The 25,648-nt window shown below is 72.9% G+C and carries 15 protein-coding genes; 5 read left to right on the top strand and 10 right to left on the bottom strand.

Annotation, left to right across the window (positions count from 1 at the left end; translation table 11 throughout):
• Positions 1-32 precede the first annotated feature (32 nt).
• The 7 genes from OG247_RS01240 to eccD form a co-directional block, all read right to left on the bottom strand.
• A complete protein-coding gene (locus OG247_RS01240) occupies positions 33-548 on the bottom strand; it encodes a YbaB/EbfC family nucleoid-associated protein (protein ID WP_327250386.1) in 516 nt (171 codons plus the stop codon).
• Positions 545-3,340, bottom strand: coding sequence for an AAWKG family protein (locus OG247_RS01245; protein WP_327250387.1), 2,796 nt, complete (start codon positions 3,338-3,340; stop codon positions 545-547). Before OG247_RS01245 ends, OG247_RS01240 begins: the two co-directional genes overlap by 4 nt.
• A gap of 39 nt (positions 3,341-3,379) precedes the next feature.
• Positions 3,380-3,847 (bottom strand): type VII secretion system-associated protein, encoded by a 468-nt coding sequence (locus tag OG247_RS01250; RefSeq protein ID WP_327250388.1) that lies wholly within the window; start codon positions 3,845-3,847, stop codon positions 3,380-3,382.
• Positions 3,848-3,876: 29 nt separating this feature from the next.
• Positions 3,877-4,200: a WXG100 family type VII secretion target gene (locus OG247_RS01255; RefSeq protein ID WP_327250389.1), complete on the bottom strand. Its 324-nt coding sequence runs from the start codon at positions 4,198-4,200 to the stop codon at positions 3,877-3,879.
• 104 nt (positions 4,201-4,304) lie between these two features.
• Positions 4,305-4,646, bottom strand: a complete 342-nt coding sequence (locus tag OG247_RS01260) for a hypothetical protein (protein ID WP_327250390.1) — start codon at positions 4,644-4,646, stop codon at positions 4,305-4,307.
• 111 nt (positions 4,647-4,757) lie between these two features.
• A complete protein-coding gene (gene eccB / locus OG247_RS01265; RefSeq protein WP_327250391.1) occupies positions 4,758-6,299 on the bottom strand; it encodes a type VII secretion protein EccB in 1,542 nt (513 codons plus the stop codon).
• Between the two features lie 76 nt (positions 6,300-6,375).
• Positions 6,376-7,764, bottom strand: coding sequence for a type VII secretion integral membrane protein EccD (gene eccD, locus OG247_RS01270; protein ID WP_327250392.1), 1,389 nt, complete (start codon positions 7,762-7,764; stop codon positions 6,376-6,378).
• Between the two features lie 227 nt (positions 7,765-7,991).
• Here eccD and eccCa point away from each other — a divergent pair, with 227 nt between their 5' ends.
• Positions 7,992-11,939 carry a type VII secretion protein EccCa gene (gene eccCa / locus OG247_RS01275; RefSeq protein WP_327250393.1) on the top strand — a complete coding sequence of 1,316 codons (3,948 nt, stop codon included), beginning with the start codon at positions 7,992-7,994 and terminating at the stop codon, positions 11,937-11,939.
• A gap of 69 nt (positions 11,940-12,008) precedes the next feature.
• Here eccCa and OG247_RS01280 read toward each other — a convergent pair whose 3' ends face one another.
• A complete protein-coding gene (locus OG247_RS01280; RefSeq protein WP_327250394.1) occupies positions 12,009-13,184 on the bottom strand; it encodes a S8 family serine peptidase in 1,176 nt (391 codons plus the stop codon).
• A gap of 224 nt (positions 13,185-13,408) precedes the next feature.
• Here OG247_RS01280 and OG247_RS01285 point away from each other — a divergent pair, with 224 nt between their 5' ends.
• Genes OG247_RS01285 through OG247_RS01295 form a run of 3 tightly spaced genes read left to right on the top strand, consistent with a single transcriptional unit; the run spans position 13,409 to position 20,942 of the window.
• Positions 13,409-16,807: a right-handed parallel beta-helix repeat-containing protein gene (locus OG247_RS01285; RefSeq protein ID WP_327250395.1), complete on the top strand. Its 3,399-nt coding sequence runs from the start codon at positions 13,409-13,411 to the stop codon at positions 16,805-16,807.
• Positions 16,804-19,386, top strand: coding sequence for a hypothetical protein (locus OG247_RS01290; RefSeq protein WP_327250396.1), 2,583 nt, complete (start codon positions 16,804-16,806; stop codon positions 19,384-19,386). The genes OG247_RS01285 and OG247_RS01290 overlap by 4 nt, the downstream gene beginning before the upstream one ends.
• A 35-nt stretch (positions 19,387-19,421) precedes the next feature.
• Complete coding sequence (locus tag OG247_RS01295) at positions 19,422-20,942, top strand: hypothetical protein (RefSeq protein ID WP_327250397.1); 1,521 nt, start codon at positions 19,422-19,424, stop codon at positions 20,940-20,942.
• A gap of 90 nt (positions 20,943-21,032) precedes the next feature.
• Here the strand turns inward: OG247_RS01295 and OG247_RS01300 are convergent, their stop codons facing one another.
• Positions 21,033-21,671 carry a helix-turn-helix transcriptional regulator gene (locus tag OG247_RS01300; RefSeq protein ID WP_327250398.1) on the bottom strand — a complete coding sequence of 213 codons (639 nt, stop codon included), beginning with the start codon at positions 21,669-21,671 and terminating at the stop codon, positions 21,033-21,035.
• Entirely contained in the window at positions 21,671-22,348 is a 678-nt protein-coding gene (locus tag OG247_RS01305; RefSeq protein WP_327250399.1) for a helix-turn-helix transcriptional regulator, read from the bottom strand. Before OG247_RS01305 ends, OG247_RS01300 begins: the two co-directional genes overlap by 1 nt.
• Before the next feature lie 396 nt (positions 22,349-22,744).
• On the opposite strand from OG247_RS01305, the gene OG247_RS01310 reads away from it, so the two are divergent.
• Positions 22,745-25,606 (top strand): helix-turn-helix transcriptional regulator, encoded by a 2,862-nt coding sequence (locus tag OG247_RS01310; protein ID WP_327250400.1) that lies wholly within the window; start codon positions 22,745-22,747, stop codon positions 25,604-25,606.
• Positions 25,607-25,648 lie beyond the last annotated feature (42 nt).

Genomic DNA, 25,648 nt, shown 5'->3' on the forward strand with positions numbered 1-25,648 from the left:
TCACCGGTCCGGCAGGCCGCACCCGCCGCCGCTCAGTCGTGCGGGTCGCCGTCCACCTCGTCGTAGAGGGCGCGGCCTCGCTGCCGGCGCCGTCCGCCCGGCCGGTCGGCGGCCCCCTCGGGCTCGGGGGGAGCCGCCGGGCCGAGGAACTGGCCGATCAGGGCGCCCCAGTCGGCCTGGGTTCCTGGGATGCCGGGCAGTTGTGGCGTGCCGGACATGGAACTGAGGGCGTTCACGCTGTCGGTGAGCGGTTTGACCACCTCGCTCACGTCCCGGGAGGCGAGGGACCGGGCCTTGCCGAAGGCCTCCATGACGGAGGCCGCCAACTGCGGGGCCGCCATGCTCCGGTAGCGGCTCTCCAGGAAGCGGACGGCCGCCATCTCGCCGGTGCCCGCGACGGTCACCTCGACGGACCGGTCCTTGGAGGTGGCCGAGACCCTCATGCCGCGGACGCGCTCCTGGGCCTGGGCGGCCGCGCGCTCCGAGGCCTCCAGGTCCGCGATCGCCATGGCGAGGCGCTCCTCGATCGAGTGCTGTGACGAGCTCATCCGTTCTCTCCCGTCATGAAGGCGTTGCGCTTCCCACCGCTGGCGCCGGGCTCCTCCCGGCCCAGGACGGCCGGGTTGCCCTCGTCCTCGGTGCCCCAGACGTCCTCTTCCTCGGCCAGCCAGTTGGCCCGCTCCCGGTCGGAACTCTGGGTCTGCTGGCCGCCGTTCTGACCACCCCCGGGCGGGGGCATGTACGGGGGCGTGCCGCCTACGCCCTGACCGCCGGGGCCCTGGGCCATCCGGTGGGAGGAGCCCGCGGGATCCCCGGTGAACTCTCGGACCCGATCGCCACCGCCGCCCATGCCACCGCCCGCGCCGCCGGCGCCGCCCATGCCCCCGGCTCCCATGGGGGGCATCATGGGCGGGGCCCCGGTCGCGGGGGAACCGCCCGGCACGCCGCCGGCAGGGGCGCCGCCGAGGGCGTCCACTCCGTAGGCGGGGAAGTCGGTGGACAGGTCGTAGCCCGCCTCCTCGTAGCTGGGCGGGTTCGCGAGGAGCGAGCCTCCGCCGCCGCCGGACGTACCGCCGGCGCCACCCGGCACTCCACCGCCCGAGCCCTGGAGGCCGCCGGCGCCGGACACCCCGGGGAGGTCGAAGCCGGAGCCGTTGAGGCTGGGGAGCGGCGGTGTAGTGAGGGGGATGTCCGGGCGCTCCCCCAGCGGTTTGCCGTCCGGGCCCACGTACGAGGTGTGGCCGTCGGGGGTGGTCACGGTGACGACCCCGCCGGGGTGCAGCACGCTCTTGCCGCCGTCGGGTTTGACGGTCGTGGTGGTCCCGTCGGGCTCGGTGGTGATCTTCGTGCCGTCGGGCTTCTCCGTCAGAGTGGTGCCGTCGGGGTTGCGGGTGACCTTCGTCCCGTCCGGGCTGGTGGTGACGACGCTGCCGTCGGGCAGGACGGTACGGGTGCTCCCGTCGGGGAAGGCGATCGGGGAACCCGCGCCGTCCCGGCCCTGGAGGCTGGGCGGCTTGATGCCGACGGTCGAGGTCGTGGGCGGGACGGGGATGACGGGGCCGCCGCTGCCACTGGAGCCGGTCCCGTCGGGACTGCTGCCGCCGGGGAACCCGCTGCCGGGCAGACCCAAGCCCGGCAGGCCCGGCTCCGGGATCCGCGTGCCCGGAAGCCCGGATCCTGGGAGGCCGGAGCCGGGGAGACCCGAACCGGGCAGGCCCGAGCCGGAGAGGTTGACGTTCGGAGCGGGCACCCGCGTGCCGGTGGTCGGATTCCCGCTGCCGCCGGGGCCTCCGGAACCGGTGGTGCCCGGTAGGCCGCCGGGCACCCCGCCCGGGACACCGCCCGGCACGTTGATGCCGGAGCCGTTCAGGCCGCCGCCGGAGCCGGTGCCACCGGGGTTGTTGAGTTCGGGGGCGGGCACGTCCCGGAGGAAGCTCTGGGGGTCGGGGATGTTCTTCCCGCCATCGCCGCCCGTACCGTCCTGGCCCCCGGTGCCGTCGGCTCCATTGCCGCCCTTGTCGCCCAGGTCGCCCAGGTCGGGGGGCGGCGGGAGCCTCCTGTCGTTCCCGCCCGTGCCGTCGTCGCCGCCCGTGCCGCCCTTGCCGTCATCACCGCCGAGGCCCAGCTTCTTCAGGAGGTCGTCGACGCTCTGGTTGTTCTTGTCGTCGCCGCCCGTGCCGTCGTTGCCGCCCTTGCCGTCGCTACCGATCGGCGAGGTGTTCCGTGTCACCAGCGGGTTCGTCAGGACGGCGGTGGCATCGACGAAGGCGTTGTTCACGATGCTGAGCTGTCTGTTCCCGGCGGGCACCAGGGCAGCCTCGACGGCGTCGTTCCAGAGCTTGACCGCCTCCTTGCCGATGTTGCCCCAGCTGTCGATCTGGCTGAGGTCGCCCCATCGGGGGTGGTTCTGCTGGAAGGATCCGCCGGCCACCATGATGTAGGAGCTGGAGTTCTCGTTCACGTCCATCAGACCCTGGCCGAGGTTGTTCGCCTGGATCCAGAGAGCTACGTCGTAGATCAGGCTCGACAACGCCTGCATCGGGTTGGACACCGGCGTGGCCGCCCACTTGTGCCACTCCATGACCAGGTCGTAGCTCGACTGATGGACCGCGTTCGCCGCACCGATGAGGGAATCACCCTGTTTGGTGAGGGAGGCGCCCCGGCCGTTCACCGGCAGCAGGGCGTAGTTCTTGGCCGAGAAGCCGGGCGGCAGGAGCTGTTCCTTGTAGCCCTTGTAGTTCTCCTCCATCCGCCTGATCAGGGCGGCGAACGCGTCGGCGGCCGTCCCTTTCATGTCCGCGTCCTTGTGCCCGAGGGAGTCGCCCCACTGCTTGAGGACGATCTCCTCGTCGTTGAAGTACTGGAAGGAGCGGTCGTAGGCGCCGGCGACGTCGGAGAACGTCCGCAGGTTGACGGCGTTCTGCGGGTCGACCACGAGGCCTCCGTAAGAACGGCCCTGCGTGGAGAAGGGGGTGTTCACAATGGCGTTGAGCAGGGTCCAGCCGCCGAAGATGTAGTTGTCGAGCGGAGTGCCCGCCTGGGAGGGGCGCTCGGCCGGGTTCCAGAGGAAGTCGATCGAGATCTTGTTGAGGTCGAGGCCGCCGCCCTTGCCGCCGCCACCGACCGTGTAGTAGCCGAGTACGTACGAGTGGCCCTCCACGTTGGGGCCGACGGTCGACAGTTTGTAGGCCGCGGCGACGCTGCCGAGCGATTCGACCTTCACGTTCATCAGCGGCGTCTTCTCGTCGCTGCCGGCGAGATCCTGGAAGAGGGTCGAGCGGTCGGGCATCGGATAGCCCGTCAGCAGCTGGACCGCCGAGGCCCACAGGTCGGCAGGCATGGATACCCTCCGCTCTTCCTTCTGGTCCGGGTCCGGCGCTCAGGCGCCGGTCTTGGTCGGGTCGGTCGGCGGTTTGGTCGGGTCGTTCGGGCTGCCGGCCGACTTGATCGTGTTGAGGAACTCCTGTGCCTTGATGTCGTCGAGGGTGGTCCCCTGCTTCTTCAGGAACTCCTCCACCATCTTCAGGAGGGTGTCCTTGATCTCCTGCGAGAGGTTCGTCATGTTCTGGAGCATCACGTCGATGCTCTGCGTGAACTTGAGCGTGGTGGTGTTGAGGGTCGATCCGTGCACCGTGTCCCCGCTCGCCATCAGCCCCATGCCGAGCGGCTTCTGGAGCGAGAAGGTGTCCGGATTGGTGTAGCCCCGGGCGATGTTGCGGGGCGAGAGGGCACTGCCCGAGTCCTTGCCGAGGTCTTCGATCGCGGTGAGGAACTCGGTGAGCGGCCCGTTGACGAAGGCGTTGACCGCCGGGGTGTCGAGCTTGGTGAGCTGCGCCTGGGTGGGCACCGGGATGCTCCCTGGGTCCGGAGGGGTGGTCAGTAGACCTGGAGGTTGCCCCAGTCGTTGGCCAGGCCGCGGTCGAGGACTCCGTAGCCCTCCGCGATGTCGCGGAGCAGCTTGCCGCTGCCGGCGACGGCCTGCGCCGCGTGGTCGACGTAGCCGTGCCACTCGACGATCTTCTCGTTGAAGGCGCCCTTGTCCATACCGACGCAGCTGTCCGCCCACTGGGCGATGGCCGTCTGGAGGTTGTTCAGGACGGTGTCGATCGCCTCGCTCGCGTTGATGAGCTGGGCGGTCACGCCATCGGTCGTGGCGTAGTGGATGTTGATGGATCCGTGGTCGTAACTGGCCTCGGGCACGAGGTCCTCCTTCGTCTGCGTCTGCTGCCGGATGCGATGCGGAGCCGCGGCGGGCGGTCTGGACTTCTACGGGGCCGCCGATGGGGTCCGTGGGGCCGGACGGATCAGCCCTTGAGGCCGGCGATGGCGTTCTGCATGCGCGTGATCTGGCCGGTGGTGGTGTCCTGAAGGTCCGTCTGACGGCCGGAGTTCCTGATCATGGTCTCCTTGACGCCTTCCAGGCCCCGCTCGACCTTCATCACGTCGGCGTCCCACGCGGCGAGGAGGTCCTGGTACGCCTTGCCGTCGGCGCCGCCGTAACCACTGGGGCCCACCAGCTCGTTGGCCGAGGAGTGGACGATGCCGCGGATCCGGGTGATGTCGTCGTGGGCGTTCTGCATCAGCTCGGCGACCTTGAGGTTCGCCTCGACTACGGTTTTGTATGCTCCGCCGGGGATATCGGCCATCGGGATCACCCTTTCCGTGAGTGTCGTGTCCTGAGGTTCGAGTGTGCTTCTCCCTGCCCCCCGGGCGAATCCGTTGTGTGACGTACCTGCCGCCGCGAAGCCTGATCTACGTCAACTGCCCGCTGGTGAGACTGCGTTGACGGACCGCGCGGGCTGCCCCCCGGCGGCCGGCACCTCGGCGGCGCCCGGGCAACTCCTGCGCGGAGCCCCGGAGTCCACCGCGGGGGCCTTGGCCGCTGCCGCCGGATCCAGGGTCGCGCCGGTCGGCAGGGTCATGAGCAGAGCCGAGGGCAGACCGCGTACGTCGGCGGCCGTGTAGCCGAGCGCCGTCAGGGCCCCGGCCGAGGCCACCGGGTGGCGTACGCCCGAGTCGGTGACGAGGAAGACGGTGTCGCCCATCCGGGTGCCCGAGCTGCTCAGGGCCTGGATCAGGGCTCCCTTGCCGGGCGGCACCTCCACCCGGTCCACGGGCAGGCAGGCCGGGGCCACCCCGTGCGCCGGGGGCTGCGCCACGTGGTCCTCGGCTACGGCGGCGGGGGCGAAGGCGACGCTGACGCCCGTGCCCGTGCCGTCGCTCGGCCGGACCAGGGCGCAGGGCTCGGTGCCGCCGGGGATCGGCACCAGACGGGGCGGCGAGGCCGGCAGTCCGGAACCGGCGGGACGGCCCGTCGCGGGCGCCAGGTGCCCGCGGGCGGCCTCCGCGCCGACCGGGCGCGCGGTCGGGCTCTGGCCCTCGTACGCGGCCTTTCGGGTCTCGGGGTCGCCGAGGACGAGGGCGGTCTCCGTCTCGGTGAGCGGAGTCAGTCCCTCGCGCAGCAGCAGGTGGACCTGGCCCGTGCCGCCCGGGACTTGCACGCTGAGGACCTGGCCGATGCGGGTCGGGCTCCCGTCGAGCGCCGGTCCGGGCTCTCCGCGGCCCGGTACGGCAGGCGCGGCGAGGTCGGCGGCGGCGGGGAGCGCGACGAGGAAGGCCGCCGAGACGGGGTGCACCGGGGCCGATCCGTAACCGAGCGAGGTGGCCGCGCCGGTGGCCTCGTCCAGGAGGTGGCGCTCCCCTCCCGAGAGCACCGAGCGGCGTCCGTCGGGCCCCTGCACGAGGAGCCCCTCACCGGGGCCCAGCGGCCGCCCGCCCTGGGCCCCGCCGAGGGCGAGGCGCGTCCGTACGACCACCTCCCGGGAGGTCTGCCTGGTGGTGGCCGCGCACACCTGCCAGGGGGTGGACAGCAGGCTCTTGCGGCCGGGGAGGTAGTCGGGAGCGCCGGGGATCCCCACGGGCGGGCCGTGCGCGGCGTCCTTCGTGGCCTTGCTGCCCACCGTCGCGGACTTCATCGTGCCGCCGAGCAGCAGGCGCGCGGAGGCGTAGTTCAGGACGGGGCGCAGCCGCCCCTGGGCGTACACGTACCGGTTCCCGGTGTCCTTCTCCAGCACCAGGGTGCCCTCCGCCCGCCAACTGGAAGAGGTGCCCGGGGAGAAGAGGCCCCAGAGGGCCGAGACGAGGACCGCGACCACGCCGATGACCAGCCCGAAGGTCATCCCGCGGTTGGTGCGCCCGCCGGGGGGCTCGAGATGGTCCGGGTTGGCGCGGAGCATTCCGGAGGTGAGGCGGCCCATCTGGAAGAGATGGGCCTGTACCTGGTCGCGCCTTGACTGCACGGGGCCCTCCGGGCTGCTCGTCGGTGTTCGGGATGTCTGCGAGGGGCTGCGGGCAGCGATACGGGCGGTCTCCGCGTCAGCCGGTCAGCTCGCGTGCCAGGCCGTACACGCCCAGCACCCACAGGGCGAGGGGCAGCAGAGCGAGCGCCACCAGGGAGTGCAGGAGCTCCGCCGCGCGTCCCCAGTAGGGGACCAGCCGTCGTCCGGGTACGGTCCAGATCGCGATGGTGAGGGCGATGGCGAGTGCCACCAGGGCCGCCACCAGGCCGAGCCTGCCGCCGGCGTCGAGAGCCCCGGCCCAGGCCATGGCGAGGACGGCGACGCCCCAGACCCCGGGGGCCAGGATGGACGCCCGCTGCCAGACGCTGCCGAGGTTGCGGCCGTGCAGGAGCAGCAGCCCCGTCAGGGTGGCCGCGGTGACGGCCTCGGCGAGGCCGAAGTGCCGGGCGAGCACGGTGACGCAGACGGTGCAGACGAGGCCGGTCGCGGCGTAGAGGGCGGTGAGCCAGGCGTTCGCGGTCACCGCTCGCCGGGCCACGTCCTCGCTCGGGTGCGGTTCGATGGCCTGCTGGAGTTCCTCGGGCGAGGTGGGCAGGGGCCGCATCTGCATGCCGGACATCCGGAAGGCCAGTGCAGGGACGAACCCACCGAGGATCACGGCCCAGACGGCGACCACCGCGGCGACGTCGGAGGGCGGAAAGCCGGTGGCGGCGATCAGACCGCCGGCAGCGGTCCCGAAGGCGGCGACCACCCCGACGGAGAGGAAGACGGCCGCGGAGGCGTCCACCACCGACAGGGCGAGTACTGCGCCGCCGGCCGCGGCGGCGCCGCCGGACAGCAGCCGGGGGCCGAGCAGGTCCGCGCCGGGGGGTCCACCGGGCAGCAGCCAGCCCGCCAGGGCCAGGAAGGGGACGGCGGCGCACCCCAGCACGACCGCCGTGAACGCGTCGCCGACGGCCCGGCTCGCGGTGCCCGCGCCCGCCAGGAGGAGTACGCCGCACAGCGCGGCCGTCAGCCCCCGGTCGAAGGGCGGCAGCCCGGGCATGGCCAGGACCAGGGCCACGGCGGCGAGGAGCGTGGCGGCGACGACCCGGACGAAGGCGCGGCTGCTGGACTCGGTCCAGTCGCCGCCGAGGCGTCCCATCACCGTGGAGATCCCGTCGACGATGTCGTCGAAATGGGCCTCCGGCATGGCGTCGGCGGCGGACCGCAGGTACAGGGTCTCGCCGTCGCGCACGTCGAGGGTGGACAGGGTGCCCTCCTCGTCGAGCGGTGCACCGCCCAGGCGTTGGAGCACCCAGCCCTGCCCCTCGACGGTGGTCTCCTCCGCCGCACTGCCGGCGAAGGAGAGCAGCGCCGGCAACAGGTCGGACACGGGTATGTCGGTCGGAGCCGCCAACTCGACTCTCCGGCCGGGCATGTGGATGGTCAGGCGGCTCAGACCGGCGAGGGGACTCTCACTCATGGGCCGCACACTACGGGCGCACGAGGCCCCCTCCCTTCCGACGAATGACGCAACTTCCCGGCCCGGATGACGGTGTTTCCCCCGGCCCCGGCCGAGCCTGCCGTGACGGCACCTAGGGTGCGAATCCCGAAGCGCCCCACCCGTCCGCGCAGACACGTACAGGCGCGCGCGGACGCGCGGTGACATGTAGTGACGTCTAGTGGCGCGCCCAGACGAAGGAGCAGCCCGTGAGCGTGGTCCTCTTCCGCAGGCCGGCCCGCCGGCGCGGGCCGGAGATGCCGGACGGTGAACTGAACCTCCAGGAGCCGCCGGTGCTGGCCGAGGCCCAGCCGAACGCCGGCGGCATCTGGACGTTCCTGCCCATGGGCATGATGTCGATGTCGATGATGTTCATGTTCCTGCGGCCGGGCGCGGGCGGCGTGTTCATGTACGTGGCGGTCGGCATGATGGCGATGGGCATGGTGGCGATGCTGGTCGGCCAGGCCATGCAGCGCCGGGGCGAGCGCAAGTCGAAGATGAACGGGGAGCGGCGCGACTACCTGCGCTATCTGTCGCAGGTCCGGCGGCGGGTGCGCAGGGCCGTCGTGGAGCAGGGCGAGGCCCTGGCCTGGCGGCATCCCGCGCCGGGGGCGCTGTGGTCGCTGGCGCGCTCCGGCCGGCTGTGGGAGCGGCGGGTGAGCGACGAGGACTTCGCCGAGGTACGGATCGCCCGCGGACCGCAGCGGCTGGGGCTGCGCCTGGCTCCGGTGACCACCCGCCCGGTGGAGGACCTGGAACCGCTGACGGCGCACGCGCTGCGCTGCTTCGTGGAGGCGTACGCGCAGGTACCCGACCAGCCCATCGCCGTGTACCTGAGGGCGTGGTCGCGGGTGCTCGTGCGCGGGGAACCGGAGGAGGCGCGGGCCTTCGCGCGGGCCGTGCTCGCGCAGTTGGCCACCCTGCACAGCCCGGACGACCTGTGGATCGCGCTGTGCGTCTCGGACGAGGTGAAGGAGGAATGGGACTGGGCGAAGTGGCTTCCGCACGCGCTGCACCCGCAGGCCACGGACGGCGCGGGACCGACCCGGATGACGGCCTCGGCGGTCGGCGACCTCACCGACCTGATCGGCGCCGAGTTCACCGAGCGCCCGCCGTTCGACCCGACGGCCTCACCCACCCGGGACGAGCCCCTGGTGGTCGTGGTGGTCGACGGGGGCGGCGTGTCCACCGGGCACCGGTTCGACGGCGCGGGCTTCCGCAACTGCGTGGTCGTCGACCTGTCCGGGGAACTGCGCTGGCGTCCGGGCCGCACCACCCTGCGGCTGGGGCTGACCGAGGGCCGCGTCGAGCTGATCCGTACGGACAGCAACCGGCGGGAGCAGTCGACGGTGCTCGGGGTCCCCGACGCCCTGGGGCCGAACGCGGCCCGGGCCCTGGCCAAGGAGCTGGCTCCCTTCCGGGCGACGACGGGCGGGGAATCCGCCGAACCGCTGGCCTCGGACATCCAGCTGACCGGGCTGCTGGGCATCAACGACCTGCGCCGCCACGAGCCCTCCACCCTGTGGCAGCGCCGCACCGCCCACCAGCACCTGCGGGTGCCGATCGCACTGGCCGGCAACGGCGTCCCGGTGGAGCTGGACCTGAAGGAGTCCGCGCAGGGCGGCATGGGACCGCACGGCATGCTCATCGGGGCGACCGGCTCCGGAAAGAGCGAGCTGCTGCGCACCCTGGTGCTCGGGCTGGCGCTGACGCATTCCTCGGAGCGGCTCAACTTCGTCCTCGTCGACTTCAAGGGCGGCGCGACCTTCCTGGGGCTGGACACCCTCCCCCACGTCTCGGCGGTCATCACCAACCTCTCCGACGAGGCCGCCCTCGTGGACCGCATGCAGGACGCCCTGCACGGTGAACTGATGCGCCGACAGGAGCTGTTGCGGCAGGCCGGCAACTACGCCTCGGCCCTGGACTACGAACAGGCCCGGGCCGGCGGCGCCCCACTGGCCCCGCTGCCGAGCCTGGTGGTCGTGGTCGACGAGTTCAGCGAACTCCTCTCCGCACACCGCGACTTCATGGACCTGTTCGTCATGATCGGCCGACTGGGCCGCTCGCTGGGCGTCCACCTTCTGCTCGCCTCGCAGCGGCTGGACGAGGGCCGGGTGCACCAGCTTGAAAGCCACCTGTCGTACCGGATCGGGCTACGCACCTTCTCCGCGATGGAGAGCCGGGGAGTCCTGGGCGTGCCGGACGCCTATCTGCTGCCGCCCGAGCCGGGCAACGGCTACCTGAAGACCGGTGTGGAGGAGCTGACCCGCTTCCGCGCCGCGTACGTGTCGGGTGCGTACCGGAGCCGGAGCGGAGCCGTCTCGACCTCCCGGGTGGCCAACCAGATAGTGCCGTGGACCACCACCTGGGTGGTGCCGCGCCAGCCGGTGGAGCCTTCTGAGGAAGAGGCGCGGGCCGCGGCCGAGGAGGAGTCCGACTCGCTGCTGTCGGTGGCCGTGGGCCGGCTGCTCGGCTCCGGGCCGGCGGCCCACCAGGTGTGGCTGCCGCCGCTGGCCGCCTCCCCGCCCCTGGACATGCTGCTGCCGCCGCTGGAACCGCACCACGAGCGCGGGCTGAGCGCCGTCGACGCGGAGCCCCGGCTGCGCGTCCCGGTCGGGGTGGTCGACCGGCCCTTCGAGCAGCTGCGGGACCTGCTCACCGTCGACCTGTCGGCGGCGGGCGGGCACGTGGGGATCGCGGGCGGGCCGCAGAGCGGCAAATCGACGATGCTGCGCACCCTGATCACCTCGCTGTCACTGACCCACACCCCGCGCGAAGTCCAGTTCTACTGCCTGGACTTCGGTGGCGGTTCCCTCTCGGGCCTGGCCGGGCTCCCGCATGTGGGCGGGGTGACGGGTCGACTGGACGAGGACCGGGTGGGGCGAACGGTCAGCGAGGTGAGCGTGCTGCTCGGCCGGCGGGAGCAGTTCTTCCTGGACCACGGCATCGACACGGTCACCGGGTACCGGCGTCGCCGGGCGGCCGGGGAGTTCGCCGACGAGCCCTTCGGTGACGTCTTCCTCGTCATCGACGGCTGGCCTACCGTGCGCCAGGACTTCGACCACCTCGTCGACGACATCAACAAGATCGCGCAACGCGGGCTCAACTACGGGATCCACCTGATCCTGTCGACCGCGCGCTGGATGGAGCTCACCCCCGTCCTGCGCGAGGCCGTCGGCACCAAGCTGGAGCTCCGCATGGGCGATCCGATGGACTCCTCCATCGACATGCGCAAGGCGGCGACCGTGCCCGCGAACACGCCGGGTCGGGGACTGACCGCCCAGACCAAGCTGCACTACCTCACGGCGCTGCCGCGGATCGACGGCGCCGAGTCGGTCGACGACCTCGCCGACGGCGTGGCGGGCCTGGTGAGCGCCGTGTCCGACGGCTGGGCCGGACGCCCGGGAGCGCCGACGGTCCGCATGCTCCCCGCGCGCCTCGGGTACGGGCAACTGCCCGCGCCGCAGGGGCACCGGCTGCCGATCGGCATCGACGAGAACGAACTCCAGCCCGTGCACCATGATTTCGAGGAGAGCCCGCACCTGGTGGTGGTCGGGGACACCGAGTGCGGGAAGACCAACCTGCTGCGGTCTCTGGCCCGGTCGATCGTCTCCCGCTACTCCCCCTCGGAGGCGAAGATCCTGATCGCCGACTTCCGGCGCGAACTGGTCGACGCGGTGCCGCCCGAGTACCGGCTGGGCCAGGCCGTGTCGGGGGACGCGCTGCGCGAGTACGCCCAGGGCGTGGCCCAGGTCATGTCGCAGCGGACCCCGGGCGAGGACATCCCGCCGGCCCGGATGCGGCTGTGCGACTGGTGGGAGGGGCCGCGGCTGTTCGTCCTGGTGGACGACTACGAGATGGTGGGCAGCGGCTTCAACTCCCCGCTGGAATCCCTGCTCCCGCACGTACCCCTCGGTTTCGAGGTGGGCCTGCACATGGTCGTGGCGAGGGCCTCGTCGGGCGCCGTGCGCGGTGCTTCGGACAGTGTGATCCGGACGTTGATCGACGCGAACAGCACGGCGCTGCTGATGTCGTGCCCGCCGAGCGAGGGGACGTTCATCGGGAACGTGAAGCCGAAGCTGCTGCCGCCGGGCCGTGCCGTACGGATCGCCAGGCGGCGCAGCCTGATGATCCAGACCGCGCTCCTGGAGGACTGAGCGGGGCCGCCGGGCCGGGGCCGGCAGACCGCGGACCGCGGACCGCGGACCGCTCCAGTGGCTCCCCGCTCAGCCGGCCCGCCAGCCGCGCGCCCGCGCCCTCGGCAGCAGCCAGCCGAGGGCTCCGACGAGGAGGACCAGGGATAGGCCGCCCATCGCGATCAGCATGCTGCGCGCCCGGGCGCCCCCGTCCGGGGCCGCGACCGGCAGGGTGACGGGAGCGGCCTGCTCCAGGGCCGGCGCCGAGTCGGCCGGGAGCACGCCCGAGACGGCCGCGTACGGGTCCAGGCGCGGTACGGCGGCCGTGTACGAGCCGCCCAGCAGCCGGGTCCGGGTCCGGTCGGCGCTCAGGTCCGGTTCGTAGGACCGGACCAGGGCCGCCGCGCCCGCGGCGAAGCCCACCGCGAGGGAGGAGCCGGACCCGGTGAAGGCGCCCTCGCCGCCCGGCCCCACGCTGACGACCCCGTCCCCGGGGGCGCCGAGGTCGGCGTGGAGCGGTACGACCGCGTTCGCCGGGCGGGATCCGTTGGAGGCGAAGTCCACGACGGAGAGCACCCCGGGCTCGGCCGCCGGCCAGTGGTCCCGGGGCTTCGCGGCCTCCGCGCCGCCCTGGCGGGGCGGCTGGTCGGGCACGGCGGGCGCCACCACCAGGGCGTCGGCGCGCTGAGCCAGCTGCACGGCGGCGGTCAGTTCGGCGCTGCGGTCGGGGAACGCGTAGGGCACGGCGATCACCTTGGCACCGCCGCCGACGGCTGCCTCGACCCCCCGCGCCACCGCGGCCGGGGTGGTCGCGCCTCTCGGAGTGGTGGCCCGGACCGCGAGGATCCGCGCCTCGGGGGCCACCCCGGTGAAGCCGGAGCCCTCGCGCGGGGCGGCGGCGATCAGCCCGGCGACGAAGCTGCCGTGGCCCACGCAGTCCTGCCCGCTCTCGGCCCCGAGGGCGGTCACCCGGCCGGCGAGCGCCGGGATCGTGGTGCCGACTCCGGTCCCGACCACGGCGACGGTGACCCCCTGTCCGCGCGCCATCCGCCACACGCGCTCCAGGCCGAGCATGTCCTGCGTCCACGGGGGCTGTTCGGCCCGTTTGTCGGAGGCGGGCCTGCAGGGCGCATCGTCCGCCAGGGCCCGTACGACCACCGGCAGGGCCTCGTCCTCGGACCCGGCGGCCTCGCCGGGTGCGGCCGCGACGGCGACCAGAGCCATCGCCGACATCAGGGGGGCCGCGCCCCGTCGCATCGCTCTCATGAGCGCAGCGTAGAAGCCGCCTCGCCCAACAGCTGTATGGGCGGACGGAGTTCGGTATGCCGGGGGCCGCAGCGGCGGAATCTACGTCATCGACCGCCCGCCCTACGTCGTCGCAACCAGTCATTGTTCGGTGGCTTCGCCCCACCGCCGCCCGGCAGCCTGTGAGTCGGCGCGATCCGCGGCACACATCGCCGCATCACTGCACCATCAGGGGAGGCACCGTCGTGGTACGCCAGGTACTCACCGTCGATCACAACGGCTCCGGCGAGTACCGGACCATCAAGGAAGCGCTTGCCCACGCCCGAACGGGCGCGGTCATCAGCGTGCAGCCCGGGCGGTACGTGGAGAACCTGCTCGTGGGTACGCAGGTCACGATCGTCGCCGACGGCCCCAAGGGGAGCGTGGAGATCGCCCCGCGCCGCGACACGGCGATCACCCTGACCGCCGACGCGGTCATGCTCACCGACCTCCTGGTCCGCGGCGGGGAGAGCGACGTGCCCGTCGTCCACGCCGCCCGGGGCCAACTGGCCATGCAGGACTGCGAAGTGGTCGGCAAGGGATGGGCGGCCGTGTGGGCCTCCGACTCCGGCTCGCTCGCCCTGCGGGACTGCCGGATCACCAACCCGGACGGAGCCGGCATCGTGGCGACCTCCGCCCAGCCGAGCGCCGTGGAGGATTCGGTCATCGAGCACCTGGGCACCTCCGCGGTCGTCATCGTGGACCAGGGCCGGCTCAGCCTGCGCGGCTGCCGGCTGCGCGACGCGCGGGGCAACGGGATCCTGGCCAACGGGCAGGCCCGCGGCTCCGTCGAGAACTGCGAGATCTCCTCCACCGACAAACCGGCCGTGGCCCTGGAGGGTTCCAGCAGCGTCACCGTGCAGGACGTCACGGTCACCGGGGTGACCGTCGGCGTCTATGTCACCAGTACGTCCCGCACCGTCCTGGAGAACGTCCAGGTGACCGACACCACCGGTCACGGCATGGTCGTGGCCGCCGGATCGGACCCCCTGCTGCGCCGCTGCGGCACCGCCGATACCCGCGGCAGCGGCCTGCTCGTCACCGGCAAGTCCCGTGGTACGTACGAGGACTGCGTGTTCCGCACCTCCGCGCAGGCGGCCGTGCGGATAACCGAGTCCAGCAGTCCGGTACTGACCGGGACGACGGTGCGGGACACCGAGGGCGTCGCCGTACTCCTCCTGGACGAGTCGGTCGCGGAGATCGACAGGCTCGACGTCATCGACGCCGGCGGCCACGGCATCTCGGTGCGCTCGGGGGCCAATCCACTGCTGCGGCGCGTACGCGTCAACGGATCGAAGGGCTTCGGGATCGAGGTCGCCGAGGACGGTCGGGGCCGGCTCGAACATTGCGAGGTCGAGAACACGGGCTCGGCGGCCCTGCGCATCGAGGGGCACGGCAACCCGCACGTCGGCAACACCGCACTGCGCGGCTCCAAGCAGGCCGGGGTGTCGGTCGGCGCCCTCGGCCGGGGCTCCCTGCGGGACTGCGAGATCAGCGGTACGGGGACCGAGGGCGTCTCGGTGGAGGACGGCGGCGAGCTGTCCATGACCCGGGTGGACGTCAAGGAGGCGGGCGCCCACGGCATCCTGGTCGCGGCAGGCGCCCGGGCGGCCCTCAACTCCTGCGGGTTCGCCGACAGTACGGGCGACGGCATCCGGGTCGACAGCGCCGAACAAGTCACCATCGCGGGGTGCGCGGTCCGGGGCAACCGGGGCGCCGGACTGCGGCATTCGCGTCCGGGGACCCGGCTCTCGGTGGACGGGCTGGTGAGCACGGGCAACGGCGCCGCCGACATCTGGGAGGGCGCCCCGAAGCAGGAGGCGGCCCCGTCGGAAACCGGCGGCCGCAGCGGCGCCCCGGCCCAGGCCGGGGCGGGCGGCACGGCCCCCGACACGGCGCCGAAGGGGCCGCTCGGCGAACTGGACGCCCTGGTCGGCCTGGAAGGCGTCAAACACCAGGTCAGTACGCTGATCAACCTCAACAGGCTGGCCCAGCAGCGCGCCAGCCTCGGGATGCCCGCACCTCCCATGAGCCGTCACCTCGTCTTCGCGGGTCCGCCGGGTACGGGCAAGACCACCGTGGCCCGGCTGTACGGCAGCATCCTCGCCGAGCTGGGCTCGCTCCCCTCGGGCCACATCGTGGAGGTCTCCCGGGCCGACCTGGTCGCCCAGATCATCGGCGGTACCGCCATCAAGACCACCGAGACCTTCGAACGGGCCATCGGTGGAGTCCTGTTCATCGACGAGGCCTACACCCTGCTCTCCGACAGCAAGGGCTCCGGGGCCGACTTCGGCCAGGAAGCCATCGATACCCTGGTCAAGCTGATGGAAGACCACCGCGACGAGGTCGTCGTCATCGTCGCCGGCTACTCCAAGGAGATGCAGGCCTTCCTCTCCGCCAACCCCGGACTCGCCTCCCGGTTCACCAAGAGCATCGAGTTCATCAACTACACCGTCGACGAACTCGTCACGATCGTCGAGAACATGTGCGCCGCCCACGGCTACCAGCTCGCCCCGACCGCTCGCGAGGCCCTGGCCCTGCACTTCACCCGGATGCCCCGGGACGCGAGCTTCGGCAACGGACGCGCCGCCCGCAAGGTGTTCGAGGAGATGGTGGACCGGCAGGCCTTCCGGCTCGCGTCCCGCTCCGAGATCAGCCAGGCCGACCTCGCGCTGCTCGTCGCGGAGGACGTGGGCGAGGCGGAGGCCGCCCTGATCAGCTCGGGCGGCGAGGACCGGCCCGCGGACTCGGAGGTACTGGCCCGCCTCAACGGCATGATCGGACTGTCCGCCGTGAAGGAGGAGGTCGCGGGCGTGGTCGACCTCCTCGCGGCGATCCGGCAACGCCAGGCCGCCGGACTGGCCGCGCCCAGGATCAGCCACCACCTCGTGTTCGCCGGGCCTCCCGGCACCGGCAAGACCACCATCGCCCGCCTCTACGCCGACCTGCTGTGCTCCTTCGGGGTGCTGCCCCGCGGCCAGCTCGTCGAGGTGGCCCGCGCCGACCTCGTCGGCCGGTACATCGGCCATACCGCGCAGCTCACCCGCGAGGCCTTCGAACGAGCCCTGGGCGGAGTCCTTTTCATCGACGAGGCCTACACCCTCACCCCGCTCGACGCCCCCTCCGACTTCGGGCGGGAGGCCGTGGACACGCTGCTCAAGCTGATGGAGGACCACCGCGACGAGGTGGTCGTCATCGCCGCCGGCTACACCGACGAGATGAGCCGGTTCCTGGATTCCAACCCCGGTCTCGCCTCCCGCTTCTCCCGCCACATCACCTTCGAGGACTACACCACCGACGAACTGGTGACCATCGCCGACCGGCACACGCTCGAACTCGGCTACCAGTGCGCCCCCGACACCCTGGAAGCACTGCGACTGCTCTTCGAGGCCACCCCCCGCGGAAAGTCCTTCGGCAACGCGCGCCTGGCCCGCCAGCTCGTGGAGACCACGATGACCAGGCAGGCCGGCCGGCTGAGGGGGCTCACCGATCCCAGTCTGGAGGCACTGAGCCAACTGCTTCCGGAAGACCTGCCGTTGGGGGCCTCCGCCTCGCGCGGTGAGCGGCAGCGGGTCCTGCAGCACGACGGAGGTGCCCGCTCATGAGCCTCTGGCAGAGCTTTCTCGGCCGCCGGGGGTCCGGCAGCACCGACGACGCCGCGGCGTCCGGGGTCCAGGAGCCGCCCGCGCCCGAAGGCGCTCCCGGCGTCTACCTCTTCCATCCCGCGCAGCACCCGCCCCAGCACCTCACGGACGCCGCCGAGTGGCTGGGTCCCATGGCCCGGGACCACGTCGTGCTCCTGGTGGACAGCGGGGTCGAGGACACCGCGTCGCTCCTCGACCAGTTCACCCCCATCCTGGCCGCCGCCGTACGCCGGGACGTCGGCCGCGTGACCCTGGTCATGGCCGACGGCGCGGGCTCCGGCATCGCGGCGCGGATCACCGAAGCCTGGCCGGTCGAGGTGCTGGCTTGCAACGGGGTCCCCGTCGTCGGACCGGGCGGCACCCTCTTCACCCACCGCCGCTGGCTGCGTTTCGCCGCCGACCGCGCCCCCGAGATCATCGGCCGCCGCTTCCCGGTGCCCGTCTGGCGGGCCGCCTTCTCCCGGCTTGCGGCCGACACCGCCGAAGGGCACCGCATCGACCACATCCCCGCCGGGATCATCCTGCGCCCCGACCGGTACACGGCTCCCCCGGTGCCGGCGCTCGCGCACACGGTGCCCATGGAGGCGAGCAGCCCCGTCCTGCTCGTCGGCGGCCCGGGCGCCGCCGGCACCTCCGCCGAGGCCGTCGCCAGCGTGCTGGCCGCCCTGCCGGACCGGATCCGCCGAGCCACCCGGCTGGTCCCCTGGTCCGGGGACCTACTGCCGGTGGCCAAGGAGGCCGCCCACCTGCTCGACACCGAGGTGGAGGTCTCGGGGGGACTGCCGCTACTGCTCGACGCGGCGGCCGGCGAGGCTCCCGAGTCTCGGACCCTGCTGATCTCCGCGGAAGGCGACCCGACCTGGAACGCGTACGTGGAATCGGTGGTCTACGGCCCCCTCGACGGTCCGGGCGGGCGTCTCAAGCGCTGGCGGCCGCCCTTCGCCGGACTGGCCCCCGGGCCGCAGGACGGGACGTACCGGCTCTCCGACGACTGGCAGGTGACGGTGACCCGCGCGGGGCTGTGGGTGGGCCCCACCGGCCAGGACACCAGCGCGTCGGAGCGCCCGGTGGAGGCCGAGGTCCTCGCCATCGACGTCGGGCTGCCCGGTGTCGCCACGGACGACTCGCTGCTGCCCGTGCTGGACGGCATGCTCTCCCGGCTGGAGGCATCGGGCCTCGAACGCGCCATGCTCCAGATCCACTCGGACTGCACCACCGACCAGCTGACCCAACTGCGCCGCATCACGGTCCGGCACGGCATCGGCCTGGCCCGCCGGGGCTGGCTGCCGGGTGCGGGTGCGAGTTCGTACCTGCCGGGGCACGCGGCCGCCGGCATGGCGGAGGCTCCCCCGCAGCAACCCGCCCGGCCCGCAGCCGCCGTTTCCGCGCCCGCCTCCCTCATGTCCTCCACCGCGCCTTCGCTGGCCCCGGCCGAGCAACCGGCCGCTCCCGAGGCGGAGAATTCGATCCCGGCGGTGGAGAGTTCGCAGGCCGCGCAGCTCCTGGCGCTCCCGCAGATCGGCGTCCCCGGGGGTTCAGGCGCGGCCGCATCAGCAGGCGCCCTGCCGAGCTGGCTGACCTCGGGCACCCCGGTCCGGACTGCGGAGCCCGCGGAGCAGGCCGTACCGGTAGCGGCAACGACGGCGTTAGCTCAGGCGGAGGCGGATGTTGAGGCGGAAGCGGCCCCGGCGCCGGCAGCCGTTGAACCTCCGGCGCCGTCGGCTCCGGAGCCCACGCCGGAGCCGGAGCCGGTGGCGGTGGCGGCGCCGGAACCAGCGCCGGCCTCCGCACCGACCGTGCCCGTGGGCCACCCCGTCGACCTGCGCACCCTCCTCGGCCCGGCCTGGGAGCTGCACCACCAGGCCGTGGTCCGGGCGCTGACCCGCTTGCCCTCCGTACGCAGCCGCGCCGACGACGCGATGCGATCCGACCTCGTCGCCCTGCACCTGCACCTGACGGGTGGGGCGGCTGTCCTGCCGGAAGGCCGTCGGCGGGCGGCGGTCAACGCCGGCCTGCGCCGGCTGCCCTCCTACCGGGGCCCGGCACTGCGGAGCTCGGGCCCGAGCGGCGCGTCGCACGATCCCGTACCCGGTACGGAACTGAGCGCCGACGCTCCCATCAGCGCGCTCGCCGCCGACCGGCCGCTCCCCCGGACGGGCGGGGACCGGTACCTGATCTGGTCGGCGACCTCGCGCCGGATCCGGCCGCTGCTCGACGACGGGTCCGCCGACGCCGACGCCGTCGAGGAGGTCGTGTTCCGCGCGGGAACCCGGCTGCGCGTACTAGGCGTGCGGGACGGCCCGGCCGGCGGCCGGCTGGTCCTGCTCCGGGAACTGCCCGAATCCGCTCCATCAGCCGTCCCCGGTGAACTCGACGCCCAGGACGCGCTGTTCCAGGAACGGCTGCTCACGTGGCTCGCGGACTCCGAACCTCGGTGGCACGAGGCCGCTGTCTGGCCCGAGCGCTGCGTCGGCCTACTGACGGAGCCGCCCGGTGCGAGGCGACCGGCGGCAGCCGGTTCCGCACCCGCCCTGTCCTGAAGGGCGGGACCGACATCCATAGACAGGAGATTCCCATGGCACAAGAGGAACGGAACGTCAGCCAGGACCCTCCGGAGGCCCGGCCCGACAGCACGGAGCGGCCGAGAATCCGGCAGGCGGTGGCCCTCCACGGCGCCGCCACTTCGGAACAGGCCCCCTCCGGGCAGGTATTCGTCTCGCAGCCCGCCCCGGCCGAACCCGCACCCCAGTCCGCCGCCGAGCCGGCTCCCACCCGCCTGGCGGGGCGCGCCCGCAGGCGTTCCCGGCCCACCGCGCAGGCCCGCCCGGCACGCCCGACGGCGACGCCGACCGCACCGGTCTCCACGGCGGTGGCCGAGGGCCCGGGCGACGGCGGCTCCACTCGTACGAGCACGGCGGCGGCCGCTCCCACCACGGCGCCCCCGCGCGCCGCGGCGGACGGCTCGACGCCCCCTACCCGCCAGGCCGCGGGTGGGAGCGGCGGCCAGGGCGGGCGTCCGCTGATGGCCGCGGCGGCCATCGCGGGAGCCGTACTGGTCTCCGTACCGCTGGTGGTGAGCCAGCGCTCCGACGCCGAGCAGACGATACGTGCGGTCGGCGACATCACGGCCTCCGTCCCCGTCGCCATGCTCGGGGAGCGCGGCGGCGCCAGTTGGCCCAGCGCGCAGGGCGGCACGGGCGAGAAGTCCCCGGAGCCCGCCGAACGGCTCCGGCAGCCCGCATCCGTCCTGCCGTCCAAGACCACTCCCGGCTCGCCGCGTCCGGTGGACACCTCCGTCTACCAGCCGCCGGTGATCACTCCTGCCGGCGAAAAGGCGATCGAGAAGACCGGGGCCGAGGACCGGACGAAGCCCGGCGGAAAGCCGGACGGCCCGCCCGGGACCACGTCACCCGGTCGGAACGACGACGCGGGTGGCCGGAAGGGCGGGCGCGGCCCCGGCAACACGGACTCGAACTCGGACAGCGGGTCGCCCAGGACCTTCCTGGCGGCCTCCAACTCGACGGCCGACCCGGCGGCAGGCCCCGACTCCGGGACGAGGGTCAGGACCCTCCCGGCCGCCGCACCTCCGACAGCCAACGCCCGCAACCTCCCCGCACCCACACCCCCGACAGCCAACGCCCGCAACCTCCCCGCACCCACACCCCCGACAGCCAACGCCCGCAACCTCCCCGCACCCACACCCCCGACAGCCAACGCCCGCAACCTCCCCGCACCCGTTCCCCCGCCTACCGCGAAGCAGGGGCAGACCAAGGTCCTGCGCGGCACCTACGTGATCAAGCGCGGCCAGTCCGTCTCCACCAACCGCATCTCGATGACCATGCAGCGGAACGGCAATCTGGTCATCTTCGACGCCAAGGGCCGGGCCCGCTGGTCCGCGGGCACCTCCGGTCGTGGAGACCGCGCGGTGTTCCAGGGCGACGGCAACCTGGTCGTCCTGGCGGCGGACGGCAAGACCGTCTGGTCCACCCGTACGGACGGCAACCCGGGGGCCAAGCTGATCCTGCAGAACGACGGCAACGTCACCATCCAGGCGGCCGGCGGCAGGTTCCTCTGGGGCAGCGGCACCCAGTACTGATCGGCGACACTCTCCCGCAGAAGGAGGAAGGCCTCCACCCGGCGACAACTGCCGGGTGGAGGCCTTCCGCATAAGAGAGTTGATGTGCCGTCACAGAAGATTGCGGCGCAGCGCGTACGCCACGGCATTCGGACGATTGCGCAGGCCCTGTCGTACGAGGATGCGCTGGATGATGGCTTTGATCGTGCGCTGGGAGTAGTTGAGCCGGGCCGAGATCTCCGCGGTGCTCAGTCCCTCCGACAGCAGTCGCAGCACGTCGAGTTCACGCGGGTGCGAGTCCGTCCCCCGACCGGACGGCCCTTCCGCCGGCGGGGCGTCCGCGGTGTCCGCGCCGGCTCCGCGCGGACCGCGAGTCCCGTCGGGAGGCCCCTGCTGCGCGTCACGGCCGTAGAGCAGGGCCCGTACGACGATGTCGGCGTCCGCCTGGGGCCGGTGGACGAGGCCCACGAGCCCGAGCGCCTCGACGCGCGCCCGGTCGGCCTCGGTGATCGACTCGGCGACCAGAACGACCGGTACCCCGGGAGACCGAGCTTCGGCCACCGCGCGGCGGATCCCTGTCAGGGTGTCCCCGCCCACGCCGAAGGCCAGCGCGAGGACCACCTGGGTCCGCGCGTACCCCTTGGGGTCGAGTACCTCGACCCGGGCGTCCTGCTCCAGACAGGCCGCCATCGCGAAGTCCGTGATCGGGTCACCACCGACGACTCTCACCAGCACCGGACCCACGGCCATTACAGGACTCCGGACCTGATGGCGTGGGCGATGGCGTGCGACCGGTTGCGCAGACCCAGTCGGCTCATCATGTGGGTGATCACGCTCTTGATGGTCCGCTCGGAGTAGTTGAGCCGGCAGGCCACCTCCACCGTGTCCCATCCGTCGGCGAGGAGCCGCAGTACGTCGATCTCGCGCGGGGAGAACGCGTCGGGGGCCGAGTCGGGTCCGCACGGCGCGAAGACACCCTGCTGTGCCGACTGCATCCGGTCGATGAGGGAGCGGATGATGCTGCCCGGCAGTTCCGTCCTCCCCGCCCTGCTCGCGAGCACGGTGTCCCGCACCTCGGCCAGGGTGGCGGTGCTGCGCATCATGAAGCAGACGAGGCCGTGGTCGAAGGCCCGGACGAGTTTCCAGTCGTCGATGTCGCTGGCGACGAGGACGATCCGCATCCCTCCCACCCTCGACCGCTGTGCCACCCAGCCCATCCGGTCGATGACCTCGTCCGTCACCTCACCGGCGATCACGAGCAGGACCTCGGCGTCCATCTCGCGGCCGGGTTCCTGGACTTCGATGTCCTCGAAGGCGCGGAAGTACTGCTCCACACCCCTGGCCGTGATGCTGTCCGTGGCGTGCACCGCGAGGGCGAGCGTCGTCCGGGACGCCGTTCTCTCCTCGCTCAGCATGTCGGTCGGCATGTCGGTCCCCTTCCCGTTCCCGTCGCTGTCGTCTGTGCTCCTGCCGGGCCTCGTCCGGCCGGGGTAGGCATCCGGGACTCCTGGGGATCCACCCGCTCGCGGATCGGTCCCGCCGGGTCGACCGTCTGGCACACGGTGTCGACACAACCGGCATTGTATAGATACATGTTAGGCATCCGGAACTACCTGAACCGACCCCGATCCCTACCTCCTGAACAAGCTGGTGGATATGTGTTGGCTACTCAAACCGGACCTCCGAACCCCTCCCCGCTGCCCCGGAGGGCACTCCTCCTGCACGAAGGGGACAGGGCCCCGCCGGCGGATCGGGGATCCCCGGATCCGCGTGCTCTGCTGAAGGAGGAACCGACGGGAACACGAAGCAAGGGGGCGAACACGATGGAGTCCGCTGAGACGAGGACCCCCTGGCAACTGGTCGGCAGGGAACAGGAGACGGCCCGGCTCGACGCCCTCATAGGCGCACTGCCGGGTCGGGACTCCGGGCAGGCGCTGACGCTGCACGGCCGGCCGGGCATGGGCAAGACCGCTCTCCTCGACGGCTGCGCGGCCGGGGCCCGGGCCGCGGGGGCTCTCGTACTCCGGGCAGCGGGTGTCCGAACCGAGGCGTCCTTGCCGTACTCGGCACTGCACCAGGCCCTCTGGTCCGTGCAGGACGAGTTGAACGAACCGAGGGAACCGAACGAGGTGCCCTGCCCTCAGCGCGCCGCGCTCCGGTCCGCCCTCGACACGGGAGACACCTCCCGCGCCGATGTGTTCGGCCTTTCCACGGCGGTCCTCGCTCTGCTCCGGGGATCGGCCCGGGAGCGGCCCGTTCTTCTGGTTCTCGACGACGCCCACTGGTTCGACCCCGAGAGTCGTGCGGCGTTCGGATTCCTCTACCGCCGCCTGGCCGGCACGCGGATCTCCCTCGTAGCCGCGACGGCCGACAGCGCCGACCCGCTCCTCGACGACGCGCGGACCGTCGCGCGCTCCCTGGGCCCGCTGTCCCGTACCGACGCGGCGGAGATGCTCGACGCGCGGCACCCCGCGCTCGCCCCCGAGGCACGGCGCAGGATCATCGAAGCCGCTGGTGGCAGCCCTTTGGTGCTGGCCGAACTGCCCGGAGCCCTGTCCGACGCCCAGTTGGCCGGACACGAGCCGCTGCCCGCCCTCCTCCCCCTCGGCGCGCCCCTCCGCAGGGTGTACGGCCCCCTGGTGGAAGCCCTCCCTCACGAGGTACGGGAACTGCTTCTGCTGGCCGCCCTGGAGGCGCGCGGCAGTACGCGCACGGTGTGGGCCGCCTACCTCCACGGCTGGGAGGCCGCGGGTGAGGCGCTGGTGACCGCCGAGCAGGCCGGTGTCCTGCGGGTCGTCGGGGAGCGGGGGCGGCTCGAGTTCACCGAACCCCTGCTGCGGTCCGCGGTGGTCGCGGCGGCGGCGCCCGACCGGGTGCGGGCCGCGCACCGGGCGCTGGCCTCCGTGCTCGACCATGAACCGGACGAGCAGGTGCGGCACTTGACGGCTTCGGCCGTAGGACTCGATCCCGCCGCGGCGGGCGCGCTGGCGGCCGGGGCGGCCCGCGCGGCGCGGCACGGCTTCGAGCACTTGGCCCTCACGGCCCACAGCCGGGCGGCCGATCTGTCCGGGAACCTCGCCGAACGCGCCGAACTGCTGGCGCTCGCCGCCCACAGCGCCGGGCGGGCCGGGCGGTTCGCGCTCGCGGCGGATCTGCTGGGTCAGGCTTCGGCGCAGGCACCCCTGCCGGAGGGTCCGGCCTTCGCCCTCGCCCATGCGCAGCTGCTGGCCGAGCGGGACGGTGACAACCGGGCCGCCTTCCAACTGCTCCTGGGAGCCTTCGACTCGTGCGGCGACGGTCCGGGCGACGGCTCCGGCCCCCGGGGCGCCTGGCGCGACGCGCTGCTCACCCGGCTCTTCTCCCTCGCCGTGCTCTCGGGCGACGCGGAGCAGTGGCACGCGACCGCCTCCCGGCTGAGTACGGGGCCCTCCTGGGCCCGTCTCGTCAAGGAGCTTTCCGCGCCGGTCACCGACGGGGCCCCGCGGAACCCGGCGCGGCTCGACTCCGCCGTCAAGGATCTTCCCGCGGACGCCGGCAGCGCCGAAGTGCTGCGGCTCGCCCACCTCGCGGTCGCCCTGGACGGGCTGGGCCCGCTCCGGGACCGGCTGCGGCAGGTGGTCGGGGCAAGCGAACGGGGAGGGGCCGTCGCGGACTGCGCCGACGCGCTCGGCACCCTCGGGCTCGACCTCCTCCTCGGCGGCCGCCGGGACGACGCCGAGGAGGTCACCTCGCGGATGCGGCGGCTCGCCGAGGAGCACGGACTCGTCCTCACGGCCCGGCGCGCCAAGGCCCAGTCGGCCCTGATCGCGGCGGCAGGCGGGAACGCGGGGACGGCACGCGCGCTGATCCGCGAACTGACCGCGGCGAACAGCCTTTCCGGGCAGACATCCCTGATGGTCCACCAGGCGAGCGCCTGGGCCGCCCTGTCGGAGGGCGCGTACGCGGAGGCCTACGCCCACGCCCTGCGCGCCTCCGGGACGGCGGCGGACGGTGCCGCCCTGTCCCCCTTGCACCCGTGGGTCTTCCTGACCCTGGTGGAATCGGCCGTGCTGACCGGGCGAGCCCACGAGGGGCACATGCACCTGTCGGCGGCCCAGGCCGCGGGACTCCCCCAGCGCTCGGGACGGCACCTCGTCCTGGTCGCGGGCGCGCGCGCCCTTCTGGCCCCGCCGCAGCAGGCGGAGTCCCTCTTCGAGACCTCGGTGGGCTCGGCCGAGCGGGATCGGCACCCCTTCGAATGCGCCCTCCTGCGCCTGGCCTTCGACCGCAGCGGCCGCACTCACGGCGACGGGGGCGACGGGGTCTGCGAGGGTGCGGGTGGTGGCAGTACGGGTGGCGGCGTCCTGCAGGCCGAGGTGCGCACGGACGCGGTCCGTGCCGTCATCCGCCGACCGCAGCAGGAGCACGAGCGTGCGGACGTGACCCCGCTGCTACCCGTACCGGCGGGTCCGCCCGGTAATCCGGCCGAACTCACCCGACAGGAGCTGCAGATCGGCAGGCTGGCGGCATCAGGTCTGTCCAACAAGGAGATCGGCCGCAGGCTCTACCTCTCGCCGCGCACCGTGAGCACCCACCTGTACAACCTCTTCCCCAAGCTCGGCATCACCTCGCGGGCCTCCCTTTACCAAAAGCTCTCGGAGCTGGGCTACCACGAGGAGAGTCGGCCCGCCGAAGCGGCCCGCTGACAGCGCGTGCCGCCCCGCCGTCAGCCTGTACGGCGGCACGTC

Source organism: Streptomyces sp. NBC_01244 (assembly GCF_035987325.1).
Lineage (GTDB): Bacteria > Actinomycetota > Actinomycetes > Streptomycetales > Streptomycetaceae > Streptomyces.

Bases quoted from the DNA above. Each gene is read 5' to 3' on its own strand.
- OG247_RS01280 (WP_327250394.1), bottom strand. From the start codon at position 13,184: ATGAGAGCGATGCGACGGGGCGCGGCCCCCCTGATGTCGGCGATGGCT.
- OG247_RS01240 (WP_327250386.1), bottom strand. From the start codon at position 548: ATGAGCTCGTCACAGCACTCGATCGAGGAGCGCCTCGCCATGGCGATC.
- OG247_RS01290 (WP_327250396.1), top strand. From the start codon at position 16,804: ATGAGCCTCTGGCAGAGCTTTCTCGGCCGCCGGGGGTCCGGCAGCACC.
- eccD (WP_327250392.1), bottom strand. From the start codon at position 7,764: ATGAGTGAGAGTCCCCTCGCCGGTCTGAGCCGCCTGACCATCCACATG.
- OG247_RS01310 (WP_327250400.1), top strand. From the start codon at position 22,745: ATGGAGTCCGCTGAGACGAGGACCCCCTGGCAACTGGTCGGCAGGGAA.
- OG247_RS01295 (WP_327250397.1), top strand. From the start codon at position 19,422: ATGGCACAAGAGGAACGGAACGTCAGCCAGGACCCTCCGGAGGCCCGG.
- OG247_RS01305 (WP_327250399.1), bottom strand. From the start codon at position 22,348: ATGCCGACCGACATGCTGAGCGAGGAGAGAACGGCGTCCCGGACGACG.
- OG247_RS01260 (WP_327250390.1), bottom strand. From the start codon at position 4,646: ATGGCCGATATCCCCGGCGGAGCATACAAAACCGTAGTCGAGGCGAAC.
- OG247_RS01245 (WP_327250387.1), bottom strand. From the start codon at position 3,340: ATGCCTGCCGACCTGTGGGCCTCGGCGGTCCAGCTGCTGACGGGCTAT.
- OG247_RS01300 (WP_327250398.1), bottom strand. From the start codon at position 21,671: ATGGCCGTGGGTCCGGTGCTGGTGAGAGTCGTCGGTGGTGACCCGATC.